The sequence below is a fragment of the Brevibacterium sp. 'Marine' genome (assembly GCF_012844365.1).
Classification (GTDB): Bacteria; Actinomycetota; Actinomycetes; order Actinomycetales; family Brevibacteriaceae; genus Brevibacterium.
This window is the reverse complement of the sequence record NZ_CP051626.1, coordinates 2036823-2052734: the sequence shown is the minus strand read 5'-3', so window position 1 is coordinate 2052734 and position 15912 is coordinate 2036823. Positions and strand designations below refer to the sequence as shown.

Genomic DNA, 15912 nt, shown 5'->3' with positions numbered 1-15912 from the left:
GCTTCGCGTCAGCCGCACCTGAGAGACTGAACGTCATGACCGTCCCGTTCGACCGCGCCCCCGGCGCATTGCACAACTCCCAGCTGTCGTTCGACAGCCTCGGCACTCCTCTGTCCGATGTCACCTTCGTCATCGTCGACCTCGAGACGACCGGCACCCGGGCGGGGCAGTCGGAGATCACCGAGATCGGTGCGGTCAAGACCCGCGGCGGTGAGGTCATCGGCGAGTTCCAGACGCTGGTCAAGCCGGAACACTCCGTGATCAGCCCCTTCGTCGCCCGGCTCACCGGCATCACCCATGCGATGGTCGATGACGCCCCGCCGATCAGCTCGGTGCTGCCGAGCTTCCTCGAATTCTCCATCGGTGCGGTGCTGGTGGCCCACAACGCTCCCTTCGACATCGGCTTCCTCCGCTCGGCCTGTGAACGTCTCGACTATCACTGGCCGGCTCCGACGGTCCTCGACACCGTCACGCTGGCCCGCCGCGTCGTCGGTCGTGACGAAGTGCGCAATCACAAGCTCTCGACCCTGGCCGCTCATTTCGGCACCCAGGTCGAACCCGACCACCGTGCGCTCTCCGATGCTCGCGCGACCGGCGAGCTCCTCCACCATCTGTTCGAACGCTTCGGCGGCTACGGTGTGACGACTCTCGAGGAGCTGTCCACCGTCAGGCAGTCGGGGTGGGCGAAGCGTCAGGCCAAATCCCATCTGGCCAAGGGCGTTCCCGCCGAACCCGGCGTGTATATGTTCCTCGACGGCACTCGCCGTGTCCTCTACATCGGCAAGTCGGGGAATATGGCCCGACGGGTCCGCGGGTATTTCAACGCCTCGGAGAACCGCGGACGCATGGCCGAGATGATCACCGCGGCACAGGAGGTCAGCTGCCTGCCCTGCGCGCACGCGCTGGAAGCCGAGGTCCGCGAGATCCGCCTCATCGGCGAGCTGGCGCCTCCGTACAACCGACGATCGAAGAATCCGGACCGCAATTCCTGGATCGTGCTCAGCAATGAGCTCTTCCCGCGATTGTCGGTGGTCCGGGCGAATTCGGCCCTGGAACGCTCCCCCGCGCCGCCGCTGGGACCATTCCGATCGCGGAAGTCCGCACAAGCCGTCAAGGAGCTCCTCGACACCCTCTACCCGGTCAAGAGGTGCACGACGACGATCAGGAAGCGCAGCCTCGGCGAGCATCGTCCGTGCGTGAGCGCCCAGGTCGGTCAGTGCGGCGGCCCATGTGCGGGGATCACGGACGTCGATGACTACCTGAGCTCCATCAGGGAGCTGTTCGAGCTCGTCGCCGGGGATCTGTCGTCTCTGCAGCGATTGGCCGCAGAACGGATGCGGCGACTGGCCGGTGAGGCTCGTTACGAAACGGCGGCCGAGGTCCGTGACGCGCTGCGCACGGCGGTGTCGATCGCTGCTCGGGCCGAGCAGGTGTCGGCTCTGCGCAGGATTCCCGAACTGGTTGCGGCGGCGCCCGGATCCGAGGCCGGCTGGGATCTGGCGATCATCCGGCACGGCAAACTCGCCGGTGCCGGCCATGTGTCGGCCAGACCGGCCATGGCAGATTCGCTGGCGGTGCTGGCCCCGACCGCGGAATGGGTGCCTGCTCCGGGCTCGCTGCCGCAGGAGACGGACTCTCTGCCGGAGGAGACGCGACTGCTGGCCGGCTGGTTGGAGACTGCCGAACTCATCTCCGTGACCCCCACAGACGACCGTGGCTGGTCGCTGCCTCGACAGGGAGCGACCAGCCACGCTCAGTCATCAGGAGCGGTTCGTCTCGGCGACCCGATGTGAGACGTCGATGAGCTGTTGGAGTTTGTCCGCACCGCCGCCGTTGTCGATCGTCTCCACCGCAGTCTCGAGCTTGAGCGCCAGGCGCTCGGTGAACGTGCCCACAGCCGATTCGTCGGCGGCCACGAGAGCCGCCGCGGCATTGATGGCCACGATGTCGCGCACGGCTGATCGCTCACCGTCGAGGACAGCCCGGGTGATGGCGGCATTCTCGTCCGGACCGCCTCCGCGCAGATCGTCCTTCGTCGCCCGCTCGATGCCGAGGTCGAGTGCGTCGAAGGTGGTGTGCTCTATCTCGCCGTGACGGACCTCCCACACATCGTTGACGGCAGTGTTGCTCAGCTCGTCGAGTCCGTCTTGAGAACGGAACACCACGGCCTGGTGACCGCGCTTGGCCAAGGTTCCGACGACGAGCGGGGCCATCTGGGCGTCGGCGACTCCGATGGCCGTATGCCGCGCCCGGGCGGGGTTCGTCAGGGGTCCGAGGATGTTGAACGCTGTGGGAACGTTGATCTGTCGCCGGACTGCCGCGACGAACTGCATCGAGGGATGGAAGACGTTGGCGAAGCAGAAGGCCAGCCCGACCTCTTGGGCGATCTGACCGGTCTGCTCGGGTGTGATGTCGAACCGCACCCCGAGTGCTTCGAGCACATCGGCGGAGCCGGACGCCGAGGACGTCGCACGGTTGCCGTGTTTGACGACGCGCTGCCCGGTCGCGGAGATGATCATGGCCGCGGTCGAGGAGATGTTCGCCGTCTTCGCACGGTCCCCGCCGGTGCCGACGATGTCGACGGAGTCTTCGAGCCCGGGAAGGGGCACAGCGTGGTCCATCATCGCCGCCACCAGCCCGGCGATCTCTTCGACCGTCTCGCCCTTTGTGTGGTGGGCGGCCAAGAATGCGGCCATTGTCACATCGGGGGTCTTGCCCGACATGATCTGATCCATCGCCCACGCTGCCTGAACTCCGTCGAGGTCCTGCTGATGCATGAGTGCCATCAGCAGGTCGGGCCAGTTCTGAGTGGCTGCCGCGACCTCGCTGCGGGACTCCGACACGTGCGGCGCCGGGGTGGTCAGGGGCGTGGAATCAGTCATCCGTATGAACTCTCACTAGGCGTTCTCACCGTCCCGCAGAAGGGGACGTTCCTTACCTGCGGAATACTATCGCGACTTCGACACGCGGGCAGAAGCTGCCCCCGGAACGAGATTTCGGCACCAGATCGCGGTTTTTGCTACGTCGTGTAGAAATTTCTTTCCCGAAACCTGGGTAAAAGATGAAAACTCACCCCGAGACGGGTAATAATGGGGTTGTGTCAACTGCCACTGCATCTCAAACAGCGCCAGCACATCCGGTTGTCAATCGTCCGAATGTGACCACGGTGGGCTTCATCGTGTTCCTCGCGAGCGACCTGATGTTCTTTGCCGCGCTCTTCGCCATGTACTTCACCATCCGGTCCGTCGTTCCGGAGCTGTGGGAGACGAGGACCGAGATCCTCGACATCCCCTACGCTCTCGGCAACACGTTGATCCTGGTGTCGTCTTCGTTCACCTGCCAGCTCGGTGTGTTCGCAGCCGAGAGGTTCCGCCCCCGGCGGACCGGCTCGCTGTTCAACATCGCCAAATGGGGAATGGTCGAGTGGTTCTACCTCACCTTCGCCCTGGGCGCCATCTTCGTCTCCGGACAGGTCATGGAGTACGCGACCCTCGTCAGCGAGGGCATCTCGATCAACACCGATGGCTACGGTTCCGTCTTCTACCTGACCACTGGTTTCCACGGTATCCACGTGACCATCGGTCTCATCTGCTTCCTGCTCGTCATCGGACGCGCCTACGGGGCGAAGAAGTTCGGTCACCACGAAGCCACCTTCGCAATCTGCGTGTCCTACTACTGGCACTTCGTCGATGTCGTCTGGATCGGTCTGTTCGGCGTCATCTATCTCCTCCAATAGGCGGACTGAGATGCTCGGCCCCCAGGACTCACACCACTTCAAGCAAAGGACGATCAAGTGAAGCTTCTAGCAGATCGCCGCAGACATCCCATGGCGCTGGTCGCGCTGCTGCTCGTGGGACTGCTGCTGACCGGCGGAGCCTATGCACTCTTCACGCAGACTTCGAGCGCCAAGGCGGACACAGCCAGCGCCTCTGACATCAAAGAGGGCGAGAAACTCTTCTTGGCCAACTGCGCCACCTGTCACGGCATGAACGCCGAAGGCTCGAAGGCCGGCCCCGGCCTCATCGGCGTCGGCGCCGCTGCTGTCGACTTCCAGGTCGGCACCGGACGCATGCCGCTGCAGGCCAACGGCCCGCAGGCTCGCGTCAAGGAACCGCAGTTCGACGAAGAGCAGACCGCCCAGCTCGCTGCCTACGTCGCTTCGCTCGGCCCAGGACCGGCAATCCCCGAGGACGAGTACCTCGATGCGTCGAAGGGCGACCCGGCTGCCGGCGGCGGTCTGTTCCGCACCAACTGCGCCATGTGCCACAACGTGGTCGGCGCCGGCGGTGCGCTGACCCGCGGCAAGTACGCACCGGACCTGTCCGAAGTCTCCGAGAAGCACCTCTACGAAGCGATGCAGACCGGCCCGCAGAACATGCCGATCTTCAACGATGCGAACCTCACTCCCGACGACAAACGTGATGTCATCGCCTACGTCAAGGAAGTCTCGGACAATCCCTCCCCCGGCGGCTTCAAGCTCGGATCGCTGGGCCCGGTGGCTGAGGGCCTGTTCATCTGGTTCTTCGGTCTTGCTGCCGTCATCGGCCTGACAGTGTGGCTGTCTTCGAGGGCCAAGTGAGTCCGACAGTGTCGTTCACCATCAATTACGAGAATAGACGGGGAATTCAATGACCTCGAAAGAGCACTCCGGCGGCGGCAGCCAGCTCGAGGAGTTGAACGGGTTCACGAACCCGGGCCTGCCCGAGCACAAACCGCGGCTGGCCGACTCGGACCCACGCGCCGAGAAGGTCGCCGAACGACAGGTGGCCGCCTGGTTCATCCTCTCGATGATCGGAACCATCTGGTTCATCGTGGCGTACTTCCTGTTCACCCCGGGCGAATCGATGCAGAGCATCCGCCTTCACAACATGTTCGTCGGCCTCGGCGCCGCTGTCGCGATGTTCTCCATCGGTTTCGGCGCTGTGCTCTGGGCCAAGAACCTCATGAGCGATCACGAGGGCATCGACGAACGCCACGACATCGGCGGCAGCGAAGAAGATCAGGCGATTGCGCTCGAGATCCTCCACCAGGCCAAGGAAGAGTCGGGCATCGCCCGACGTCCCCTGCTGCGCAATACGCTCATCGCCGCTCTGGCGATCGCGCCGCTGCCCGCAGTCCTCGTCTTCCGCGACCTCGGTCCGCTGCCGGGCGACAAGATGTTCAACACGCTGTGGCAGAAGGGCACTCGCCTCATCCGCGATGTCGGCGGAATCCCCTCGGTGGATTCCGAACGTCCGATCAGGGCTGAGGAAGTCACGATCGGCTCGGCCTACCACGTCCTGCCTTCGGGCATCGGCGACGAGGAGGCCAGCGAGCACCCGCTGAACGAGAAGGCCAAGGCGGCCGTGCTTCTCATGCGCATCGATCCCAATCAACTCAAAGAAGATCCGGATCGCAAGGACTGGTCGCACGACGGAATCGTCGCCTACTCGAAGATCTGCACCCACGTCGGCTGCCCCGTCGCACTGTACGAGCACCAGACACACCACCTGCTGTGCCCCTGCCACCAGTCGACCTTCGACGTGACGGAACACTGCAAGGTCATCTTCGGCCCGGCCAAACGACCGCTTCCTCAGCTGCCCATCACCGTGGACAGCGAAGGCTACCTGGTTGCCCAGTCGGACTTCCCTGAGCCTGTCGGACCTACGTTCTGGGAGATCAACCACCCATGAGTACTACACAGCCAACCACCACCATCGGGAAGGCGGCGAACTTCGCCGAAACCCGCGTCGGGGCATCCGCCCTCGTGCGCGAGTTCGGTCGCAAGATCTTCCCCTCCCACTGGTCGTTCATGCTCGGCGAGGTTGCTCTCTACAGCTTCATCATCGTCGTTCTGTCCGGAACGTTCCTCACGTTCTTCTTCCAGCCGGCCATGGGCGAACTGCACTACGACGGACCCTGGCTGCCGCTGCGCGGCGTCGAGATCTCCGAAGCCTACGACTCGACACTCGCGATCTCCCTGGAGATCCGCGGCGGTCTGTTCATCCGACAGATGCACCACTGGGGCGCGCTGCTCTTCGTCGCTGCACTGAGCGTGCACATGCTCCGCGTGTTCTTCACCGGCGCCTTCCGCCGTCCGCGTGAACTCAACTGGGTCGTCGGCGTCCTGCTCGTCATCATGGGCATGGCTGCCGGCTTCACCGGCTACTCGCTTCCTGATGATCTGCTCTCCGGCAACGGACTGCGAATCATCGACGGCATCCTGAAGTCGCTGCCGCTCGTCGGAACCTACATCTCGTTCTTCCTCTTCGGAGGCGAGTTCCCGGGCATCGACATCGTGGCCCGTCTGTACACCCTGCACATCATGATCGTGCCGGCCCTGCTCATCGCGCTCATCGGCATCCACCTGATGTTCGTCGTCGTGCACAAGCACACCCAGTACCCGGGTGCCGGCAACACCGAGAAGAACGTCGTCGGAGAACCCGTTCTCCCGACCTTCGCGGCCAAGGGCGGAGGATTCTTCTTCCTCATCTTCGGACTGCTCTCGCTCATCTCGGCGCTGTTCACGATCAACCCGATCTGGAACTACGGTCCCTACGATCCGTCACCCGTCTCGGCCGGTACACAGCCTGACTGGTACATCGGTTGGGCCGATGGGTTCCTCCGCATCGTCCCGGGCTGGTTCGAGTTCTACATCTTCGGATGGCCGATCTCGTTCAACATCAACAGCGCCGTGATCGTCATGGGCGGCGTGTTCGCTGTCATGTTCATCTACCCGTTCTTCGAGGCGTGGCTGCAGAAGGACCATCGGGAGCACCACATTCTCGATCGCCCCCGCAACAACCCGACTCGGACGGCCATCGGCGTTGCCGGAATCATCTTCTACTGCAATATGTGGGCAGCTGCATCGGGCGACATCATCGCAGTGTTCTTCCAGATGTCGCTCAACGACATGATCTACATCTTCCGATTCCTGTTCTTCTTCGGACCGATCATCGGCTACATCATCACCAAGCGCATGTGCCTGGCGCTCCAGCGCAAGGACCGCGAGATCGCTCTGCACGGACGGGAGACGGCTCATATCATCCGTCTGCCCCACGGTGAGTTCCTCGAACGCCACGAGGCTCTTCCCCCGCACAAGCTGTGGAAGATCACCGCGTTCGAATCGCCTGCCTACGTGCCGGCTCAGCCGAATGCCGAGGGCAAGATCACGGGCATGGAGAAGCTGCGTGCGCGACTGTCACGTTTCTTCTTCGAAGATCGTGTGGCTCCGGTGTCGAAGCAGGAACTCGAAGCTTCGCACCACGAGCACGACGCGGTCGAGGGCTCGAACAGCAATCAGCTCGGACACTGATCGATCTGACCGGCCACAACCGAGGGGCTGAGCAGTACAACTGCTGAGCCCCTCGTTCTATTCACCAGCTGGGTGAGTGGTGTGAAACTGGCTCTTCGCGTTTAGGGGGTGTAATCGGGGCCTGAACCCTCCGGCCTCGAGCAAGCTCCGGGCGATGTAGTGGGCGAGGTTCCGGAACCGCAGCGCTGATCCACGCAGGTGTTCCAGCCTGCTGTTGAGTGCCTCTGTCGGACCGTTCGACGTCCCCGGTCGATCGAATTACGCCAACACATCCACAGCGCGCTTCTTCAATGTCCTCCCCAGCCGGCGCAGCCCAACAAGACCGGCAGGCACCCCCGACGAGATGGACTCGATGGTCGACTGCAACGACTGCTTCCTCACGGCTCTGTCTGGGTTGCGGTAGACGGTGATGATGTCCTGGAACACGCTCCAGGCCACCTCAACATCAGCATGATTGTCATCAGCGAACAGCGCGACGATTCGTTGTTGCTGCCGCTCGGCGAGTAGCTGACATCCTGTGTGCAGAGTCCTCCGGGCCTTATACAACGGGTCACCCTTCTTGTGAATCGCCCCGGGGATAATAGAGGCAGGGAGATTGGAAGAAGGAGATTCTCTCTTGCCAGTGAAGTACACCGACGAACTCAAGGCTCGTGCCGTCGATCTCGTCATCCACGCCCAGGCCGATCCCGACACTGCGAACGGAGCGATCACCCGTGTCGCGAACGAGCTCGGTCTGAGCAAAGAGACCTTGCGGGTCTGGGTGCGTAAGCATAGGGAATCCGGCAAAGCTACGCCGGCCGAGTCGGTCGACCTGGAAGCGGAGAACCGTCGGCTCCGGGCTGAGTTTGCTGAAGCGAAGCGGGCCAACGTGATCTTGAAGAGAGCGTCGGCTTTCTTCGCGGCGGATCTCGACCGCCCATCGAAGTGATTGTCGTCTTCATCGACGACAATCGTCACGAGTTCGCCAGTTGTGCCAATCGTACGCGCCCTGTCCGGGACTGCGGCACGGATTGCTGTGAGCTCGTATTACGCGTTCAAGAAACGGGAACCATCGGCCAGGGCCCGCCGGGACCAGGCGCTGATGGTCGTCATCCAGGATGTCTATGAGGCGAACTACTCGTGTTACGGGGTGCGGAAGATGTGGAAGGCGATCAACCGCGAGTACGCCGATCAATTTGGTCCGGTGGCCCGCTGCACGGTGGAACGGTTGATGCGCCAGTTGGGTATCGACGGAATCCGTCGGAAGCGGAAGCGTCCGAAGACGGCCTCAGCACGTGCTGAGGAATGTCCGGATGATCTCGTCGAACGCGAGTTCGCAGCACCGGCCCCGATTTGTTTGTGGGTCGGGGACATCACCTATGTGCCCACGCAAGCTGGATGGGTGTACACGACGTTCAGCCTCGATGTCTTCCACCGGGAAATCGTCGGTTGGCAAGTGACGAACCATATGCGGGAGTCCCTGGCCAGGGACGCTCTGACGATGGCTCTCGCTGCGAAATACCGGGCCGGTGAAGACCTCTCCGGGGTCGTGCACCACTCGGATCGCGGGGTGCAAGGCGGATTCAATTGGTCGTTGCAACACCCTGAGCGAAAGGACGACCATGGGTCGACCAGCAGGGTGGCTGAAGGAATTGACCGGCAGGGATCCGATGCTCTCGCCAGGTGCTCCAAAGAGTAGGCGCAGCGTCGACCGGAAGGTGTGGTCGGGGTTGATCGAGGTGATGGCGGAGACGTCAAAGTGGGTGGCTTGGTACGACCAGTCCAGGTTGCATTCAGCGATTAACTACCGACCGCCCGTCGAGGTCCATTCCGAATGGATCAACCAGTCCGGGTCAGAACTCGCGGCTGCTTAGGAAACCAAGAAAAGGAGCCTCTACGAAACCCGGGGCTTGACAAACGATGTTTCTTTCCCGGAGGTATGCAAAAAGGCTTCAGTGGTTCTTCTGCTTACTTCAAGCAACGGCGAGGAGTAGCAACGAGATACCCCAAACTCGCCATCACCTATCGAGCAGTTAGCGTGATCAGCGCGATTCTGGCATGGTTGCGCCAATAAATGAGCCATACCCTAGTAAGAGCGGTGGCCATCGCGAGTTGCACGCCAATCTGGTTTTCGTGAGGCTGATATGTTGGCCTTGGAAATAGTGGAACTTGAAGAACGCATCAACTCTCAACGGGTAGGGGGACCTGCGGAAACGAAGCTGGTGAAGCTGAGACGCTACGGTTTTGCCGTGGCGTCCCAGCGGGGTCACCGGCCGACCGAGCGTGGCTGCAGCAACAGCTTCACTCGCTGCAGACGGAGGCTGTTGTAGACGACGAACACCGAGGACATCGCCATCGCGGCCGCCGAGATCAGGGGGTTGAGCAGGCCGAACATCGCAATGGGAATCGCCAGGACGTTGTAGCCGAACGCCCAGACCAGGTTGCCACGGATGGTCCCCAGAGTCTTACGGGAGAGTATGATCGATTCGGCGATGGCACCGAGGTCGTCGCGAACAATGATGATGTCGGCCGACTTCATCGCGATGTCCGAACCGGTGACCACGGCGATGCCGAGATCCGCGGCAGCCAGTGCTGACGCGTCGTTGATCCCGTCTCCGACCATCGCGACGCGGTGTCCGTCCTCCTGCAGGGAGGTCACGACCGCTGCTTTGTCATTGGGAAGGACCTCCGCGATGACATCGTCAGTGCCGATCCTCTCGGCGATGACACCTGCGGGAGCGGAGCCGTCGCCGGTGAGCAGGACGGTGCGCAGTCCGAGACTGCGCAGCTGCGCCACACTGGCTGCCGCGTCGGGTTTGATGTCATCACTGAGCGCCAGCGCCGCAACCGGCGCTCCGTCCTCGATGACGATCACAACAGTGCGCTGCGCCTCCGTCTGGTCACGGGCCCAGCCGTCTGTCTCCGAACCCAGTTCGATGCGCTCGGCAGCGGCGGAGTGGCTGAGGACGGCCATCGCCCTCCCGTCGACGACTCCCTCGATTCCGACCCCGGGAAGCACCTCCACATCCGAGATTTCGGTGGTGGTACCGACGGCCCGTTCCTCCACCTCGGGGTGGGAAAGGACGAAGTCGACGATTCCGCGGGCAACCGGGTGCTCCGACCGGGCCTCGAGGGCGGCGATCCGTTCGAGCAGCTGGCTGCGGTCCGGTTCGGGCAGCCACGCCCCCGCGACCTGCAGGGAGCCTGTGGTCACAGTTCCGGTCTTGTCCAGCAGCACCGTGTCGATTCGGCCGCTGGCCTCCAGCGCGGTGTGGCCCTTGACGAGGACGCCCGAACGGGCACCTCGACCGATGCCGACCATGAGCGCGGTCGGGGTGGCCAGCCCGAGTGCGCAGGGGCAGGCGATGATGAGCACGGAGATGCCGACTCCGATCGCCCGCGATGGCGTGTGCCCCAGCGGCAGCAGCCACACGAGCAGGGTGACGAGGGCGAGGACGAGGACGATCGGCACGAAGACCGCTGTGATCCGATCGACGAGGCTCTCGACCAGAGCCTTCTGCGACTGCGCCTTCTCCGCCATCGTCGCGATCTGCGCCAATTGGGTATCGGCACCGACGGCCTCGGCCTCGACGGTGATCTGTCCATTGGTCGCAAACGAACCGCCGATGGCGCGATCGCCGATGATCACGGGCACGGGCACCGGTTCGCCGGTGAGGCTGCTGGTGTCGAGTTCGGCGGTTCCCTCGACGATCGTCCCGTCGACGGGCACGGTCTCACCGGGACGCACGAGCACGATGTCGCCGGACCTGACCGATTCGATGGGGGTGTCGACAAAGGCTCCGTCCGCACCGCGGACGCGGGCGGTCTTCGGAGCCAGATCGCTGAGCGCGGCCAGCAGGTCACCGGCCTTGCGCCGCGACCGGGTCTCGAAGTACCGGCCAGCCAGCTGGAACGTCGTCACCCCGGCGGCCACGTCGAGGTAGAGGGCGTCGGCCCCCTCGGGGACGAGCCCGAACCCCAGCCAGGCATCGGGTCCGCTGAAGCCGAAGGCCGCTGTCACCACGGCCCAGCCGAAGGCGGCGATGATGCCCAGGGACACGAGCGTGTCCATGTTCGTCGTCCGGTTCAGCAGGTTCTTCCACGCCGAACGGTGGAACGGCCAGGCGGCCCACGTCACGATCGGCAGTGCCACGAGGACGCAGACCCATTCCCAGCCGGGGAACCGCCACGCCTCGACCAGTGCCAACGCGATCGTGGCGTCCATCAGGGGAATCGTGAGGACAGCGGCGAGAATGAGGCGTCGGCGCAGGGAACTCAGCCGCACCTCGGCGGCCCGCTGAGACCAGGCATCGTCTCCGGCTCTGTGGATCTGGGCCCCGTATCCGGCCTTCTTCACCGCGCTCAGAGCCGCCTCGGGATCGTCGAGGCCGGTGACGCGAGCACGTTCGGTCGCGAAGTTCACCCACGCCGTGGCCCCCTCGATCCGGTTCAACGACTTCTCGACCCGGCGAGCGCAGGCGGTGCACGTCATCCCGGTGATGTCGATGTCGACCCCGCCGGTCAGTCCGGGAGACTGTGCCGAGCTGTCCTCACGAACCGTGCTGTCACTGCTCATTCTTTCTCGTTCCTTCCTTCGCCGCGCTGCTGGCGGCAACGACTCCGTCTCTTTCGGCCAGCTTTCGCAGCATGTCGTTGTAGGCAGAGAACTCATCGCTCAGACCCGTGTCCTCATGGCGGTCGAAGCGTTGCGCATCGCGCTTGTCCTGTTTGGTCCACTGCACGGCGAGGACGATTACCACTCCCAGCAGGGGAAGCTCTCCCCCTGCCCAAGCGATGCCGCCAGCGAAATACTGTTCGGCAGCGATGTCGAGCCAGGGTAGGTCGAGAGTGCGATAGAAGTTCTGAGCTACGGGTGTCTTCGTCATCATCAGAACGATGCCGAAGAACGCGTGGAAGGGCATGGCGGCAATGACATAGCCGAGTCTGCCGATGTGCGGCAGTTCGATCGGAAGCTTGTCGACGCCGATGACGAGGGAGAAGAACATGTACCCGATGATGAGGAAGTGCACGTTCATCAGCTGGTGCCCCCAGTGGTACCGGATGAGTTCGCCGAACAGCGGGGTCAGGTAGAGAGCGTAGTACGAGGCGATGTAGACAACGAAGACGACGAGCGGGTGGAGCAGCATCCGCAGTCCGGGCCAGTTGATGAGCTGGTTCACACGGCTGTGGACCTGCTGCCCGAGTCGACCAGTGCCGGTGGTCGCTCGCAGCAGGAGTGTGATCGGCCCGCCCCCGACGAGGAGGGCCGGGATGAGCATGTTCAGCGACATGTGCACGACCATGTGAATGCCGAAATCGGCCGGAGAATACTTGCCCAGGCCCGAACCCATGAGCACGATGGTGACGATCCACCCCGTAAACCAGCAGATCGTCCGGATCACCGGCCAGGAGTCGCCTCGGCGGCGGAGCCTGAGCACACCGAGGCCGTAGGCGGCCATGGCGGCGACCGCGACCGCGGTGAGCAGGAGGTTGATCCGCCAGTGCGTGAGCAGCACGAGCGGGTCGGGTGCGGCCTCGACAGTGTAGCCGAGGAAGACGGAGACGATGCTGTTTGGGGCGAAGTAGTTCGGCGAGGGGACGAGGATCATCGCGGCCGTGATCGACGCCCATGCCGTGAATCCGACGAGAATGCCGACGCGGGCCACGGCCATTCGCACCGAGGCGGTCTTCGCCGCCCGGGCACGCACATCTGCCCGTGCCCGAACGAACCGCGCCGAGGAAGCCGTCAGCACCGCCATGATGATGACCGCCAGTCCCGCCCAGCGTGCGAGCAGCTGCCATCCGGTCAGCGACTCGAGCAGCGGGGTCCCGGAGAGTTTGAAGACCGAGATCACCACGTCCGCGGAAACGATGACGATGACTCCTGTCCACAGGGGTTTCGAGCGCACCATCCGACGGAGAGCCCCACAGCGAGGATGGGCGAATTCGAGGAGCACCCCCGCGGCCAGCAGCCCGAGAACAGCTGTCGCCACAGGAGTCTGGATGATCGACGCGTCCTCTCCCAGATCGTGGTTGGGCCCGACGAGCACCTGGGAGATGACGACGGGAGCGAGGATCGCAAGCAGCCCGATCCACAGGCTCACGGCGTGAGCGGCCCAGGATTCGGCGAAGAGCGAGACGGTGAAGACAGTGAAGGCTGCGATGAAGACGACGAGCCAGGCGGCGGGGTAGAAGGTGCCGGTCAAGGCGAACCACAGTTGGTCCGGATGGTTGATCGCCGCCAGTGACAGGCCGTTGGTGTTCAGTCCGTCGACGACGGTGAGCAGGAGTGCCGCCGTCGCCCAGATCGCGCCGAATATCCTCAGCAGCCCCCGCGCAGTCTCACTGGTCGACGACCACCCGGGACGGGAGGTGCGTGAAGTGAACATGAGCACGAGCGCGAGCATGCCCAGAGCCAGGACCGAGAAGACCTCGTGCACAGCGCGCAGCACGGCGACGAAGACGACGACCCCGGATCCGGGGAACTCCCGGGCAATCGAGGTATAGGCCTCGGGACCGACGTTGACTGCGGTGACGATTGTGACCGTCACGGCAACGACCGCGACCGCGAGCACTGCCGCTGCCGCCTTGGCTGTTTCGGATCCACCGACAGACCTGCCGCGGACCTCTGTCACACTCCCCATCATATTACGCAACAGTGTAGTAGAAGATTTTCGACGGCCATTCAGTCCACTGTCAGGTAGAGCCGCTGCACCCTGCGCGAACGCAGGCGCAGGGAGGCCTCACCGCTGAATCCGCCTATCGCGTCGAGGGCGCCTCGCACGACCACTGCCGAAGTCGCCTGCACTGCGTCGTCGTCAGCGATCATCTCGACGAGGGTGAGCACACTGATCCGGAACCTCTGGGAAACGCTCAGTCGCCGCGGCAGACAGGCGGAGTTCACGGCCGCCACCCACAGAACAAGACTGTGCCGCCGTAGCACGTGGGACTTCTCATGGGCGATGATCGCCGCGAACTCGTCCTCACCCAGAACCCGACGCATACCCGTGCTCAGATAGATCTCGGGCGGCCGACCAGCCAGTGAACAAGCGTAGAGTGCATCGTCTTCGACAGTGACGATGCGAAACGGCGAATCAACATACCAGTCGGTCCACCGTGAGCGCAGAACCCGAGCCTCGCCTTTGAGCCGACGCCCGAAGTCGTCCGATGCGCTGAGCACGAGAGCGAGCACCACCCCGGCGGCAGAGAGCGCCGCCCACCCGACGATCCACGGAACCAGCACTTGGGGGCCGGCTTCATCACGCTGCACATCCAGTGCGCCGGTGACGAGGGCGATAACAGCGGCCACGCTGAGCAGCAGACCGCCGATCAGTGCGGCCAACCAGGCATTGAGCGCAAGGACCGGCCGCCTCGACTGCCACCGACCGAAGGAGAGAACGACCGGCGAGAGGAAGAACACCGCGGCCGCCGCGGCCAGGAGAATAATCGCCGTGACAAGCATGCCGGGTCGGTTCAGTCGCCGACGAAGGAGCGAAGCACTTCGATCTCGTCATCATCCAACGAGCCGATGAACGACATTAGCACCTCACGGGAATCGGTCGAGTCGCGCAGCGTCTGCGACATCCGAGAGGCCGCTGTCGCGGCCTGAGAGCGCACCGGGCTGATCATCAGCGACCGTGAGACCCGATCGCGAGTGATTAGGCCCTTGTCCTCCATCCGGGTCAGGACCGTCATCATCGTCGTGTACGCAGGCATCGGCGGAGAGACGGCCGACTGCAGCTCAGCGACCGCCATGGGCTCGCCGCGCTCCCACAGTGCCGTGAGAACCGCATTCTCCAGTTCGCCGTTGCTCCTGCGCCTCATCGTCCGCTCTCGCTCGCCGGTAGGTCGTATCACCGAGGATACCCGGTCGACTTCCTGATCGGCATGCGTGTCGCCAGGACCTCGGCTCCCACCTCAGCACCGACCAACCGCACGCGCCGCCACAGAGCACCGCAGTGCCGCCGCTATGCATCAAACTACTACAATGTGTAGTATTTCGGGATGATCTCATTTCCCTGGTCTCTCCTCCTCACTACGGCGTTCGCATTCACCGGCCTCGTGTGCCTCATCCACGTGGCCAGGCACTGGAACCAGACTCGGAGTCGGACATGTCCGGATGTCGACGCAGCCAGGATGGATCTGGTCGTGCACGGCAACCACCTCGTGATGAGCATCGGCATGATCGCCATGGTCTGGGTCAGCACGGGAACGCTCGCCACTTGGGCCCAGGTCGCCTTCTTCACGATCCTCGCTGCGGTCATGGTGATCGGAGCCATCAGGATCGAGGGACGGACGCTGAGGATCAGCCTGGCCTCACACATCGTGCTCAATGCTGTGATGGTGTGGATGCTCTTGGCGATGCCTCTCCTGATGGCCCACCAGATGGATGGCGGTGCACACGACCACGGTCACTCCGACGGATCCGACATGGCGCAGGCGATGGCCCAGACTTCCGACTGGGCAGCGGCCGTCAACGGGGCCGCGATCGCCCTGTCCGCACTCGCCGCAGTCTGGTGGCTCGCCCTGCTCGTGCGTTCGCGTCGAATCGGAATCCACACGCTCTGCCATGCGGTCATGGGCACCGGCATGGCAGGCATGCTCGCGCTCATGTGAGCAACTCAGGCCACGACGACGAT

The 15912-nt window shown here is 63.6% G+C and carries 13 protein-coding genes and 2 pseudogenes; 9 read left to right on the top strand and 6 right to left on the bottom strand.

Annotated elements, in window-relative coordinates; all coding sequences use genetic code 11:
• Positions 1-35 precede the first annotated feature (35 nt).
• The gene (locus HF684_RS09285) at positions 36-1793 is read left to right on the top strand and encodes a DEDD exonuclease domain-containing protein (RefSeq protein ID WP_169252243.1); all 1758 of its coding nucleotides are present in this window, start codon (positions 36-38) and stop codon (positions 1791-1793) included.
• Here the strand turns inward: HF684_RS09285 and trpD are convergent.
• Complete coding sequence (gene trpD, locus HF684_RS09280; protein WP_101555223.1) at positions 1761-2882, bottom strand: anthranilate phosphoribosyltransferase; 1122 nt, start codon at positions 2880-2882, stop codon at positions 1761-1763. The two genes, HF684_RS09285 and trpD, sit on opposite strands and share 33 nt — an antisense overlap.
• A gap of 284 nt (positions 2883-3166) precedes the next feature.
• Here trpD and HF684_RS09275 point away from each other — a divergent pair, with 284 nt between their 5' ends.
• From HF684_RS09275 to HF684_RS09260, 4 genes are read left to right on the top strand one after another with little or no spacing between them, the layout of a single operon-like run.
• The gene (locus HF684_RS09275) at positions 3167-3736 is read left to right on the top strand and encodes a heme-copper oxidase subunit III (RefSeq protein WP_101555224.1); all 570 of its coding nucleotides are present in this window, start codon (positions 3167-3169) and stop codon (positions 3734-3736) included.
• A gap of 57 nt (positions 3737-3793) precedes the next feature.
• On the top strand, positions 3794-4579 hold the full coding sequence (locus tag HF684_RS09270; protein ID WP_169252242.1) for a cytochrome c: 786 nt from the start codon (positions 3794-3796) through the stop codon (positions 4577-4579).
• A gap of 49 nt (positions 4580-4628) precedes the next feature.
• Positions 4629-5672: a Rieske 2Fe-2S domain-containing protein gene (locus HF684_RS09265; protein ID WP_169252241.1), complete on the top strand. Its 1044-nt coding sequence runs from the start codon at positions 4629-4631 to the stop codon at positions 5670-5672.
• Positions 5669-7294 (top strand): cytochrome bc complex cytochrome b subunit, encoded by a 1626-nt coding sequence (locus HF684_RS09260; RefSeq protein WP_169252240.1) that lies wholly within the window; start codon positions 5669-5671, stop codon positions 7292-7294. Before HF684_RS09265 ends, HF684_RS09260 begins: the two co-directional genes overlap by 4 nt.
• Before the next feature lie 57 nt (positions 7295-7351).
• Here HF684_RS09260 and HF684_RS09255 read toward each other — a convergent pair.
• A pseudogene (locus HF684_RS09255) lies at positions 7352-7852 on the bottom strand (transposase); the annotation flags it as partial.
• A 64-nt stretch (positions 7853-7916) separates the two neighbouring features.
• On the opposite strand from HF684_RS09255, the gene HF684_RS09250 reads away from it, so the two are divergent.
• The 3 genes and pseudogenes from HF684_RS09250 to HF684_RS18770 form a co-directional block, all read left to right on the top strand.
• Positions 7917-8222: a transposase gene (locus HF684_RS09250; RefSeq protein WP_169252239.1), complete on the top strand. Its 306-nt coding sequence runs from the start codon at positions 7917-7919 to the stop codon at positions 8220-8222.
• A 42-nt stretch (positions 8223-8264) separates the two neighbouring features.
• Positions 8265-8972, top strand: a complete 708-nt coding sequence (locus HF684_RS09245; RefSeq protein WP_282433930.1) for an IS3 family transposase — start codon at positions 8265-8267, stop codon at positions 8970-8972.
• A 276-nt stretch (positions 8973-9248) separates the two neighbouring features.
• Positions 9249-9347, top strand: a pseudogene (locus tag HF684_RS18770) (IS5/IS1182 family transposase); the annotation flags it as partial.
• Between the two features lie 192 nt (positions 9348-9539).
• On the opposite strand, the gene HF684_RS09235 reads toward HF684_RS18770, so the two are convergent.
• Genes HF684_RS09235 through HF684_RS09220 form a run of 4 tightly spaced genes read right to left on the bottom strand, consistent with a single transcriptional unit; the run spans position 9540 to position 15097 of the window.
• On the bottom strand, positions 9540-11849 hold the full coding sequence (locus tag HF684_RS09235; protein WP_169252236.1) for a heavy metal translocating P-type ATPase: 2310 nt from the start codon (positions 11847-11849) through the stop codon (positions 9540-9542).
• Positions 11839-13908, bottom strand: coding sequence for a cytochrome c oxidase assembly protein (locus tag HF684_RS09230; RefSeq protein WP_169252235.1), 2070 nt, complete (start codon positions 13906-13908; stop codon positions 11839-11841). Before HF684_RS09230 ends, HF684_RS09235 begins: the two co-directional genes overlap by 11 nt.
• A gap of 50 nt (positions 13909-13958) precedes the next feature.
• Positions 13959-14735 carry a M56 family metallopeptidase gene (locus HF684_RS09225; RefSeq protein WP_169252234.1) on the bottom strand — a complete coding sequence of 259 codons (777 nt, stop codon included), beginning with the start codon at positions 14733-14735 and terminating at the stop codon, positions 13959-13961.
• 11 nt (positions 14736-14746) lie between these two features.
• Positions 14747-15097 carry a BlaI/MecI/CopY family transcriptional regulator gene (locus tag HF684_RS09220; protein WP_169252233.1) on the bottom strand — a complete coding sequence of 117 codons (351 nt, stop codon included), beginning with the start codon at positions 15095-15097 and terminating at the stop codon, positions 14747-14749.
• 180 nt (positions 15098-15277) lie between these two features.
• Between HF684_RS09220 and HF684_RS09215 the strand changes: the two genes are divergently transcribed.
• Complete coding sequence (locus HF684_RS09215; protein WP_169252232.1) at positions 15278-15889, top strand: DUF5134 domain-containing protein; 612 nt, start codon at positions 15278-15280, stop codon at positions 15887-15889.
• Positions 15890-15912 lie beyond the last annotated feature (23 nt).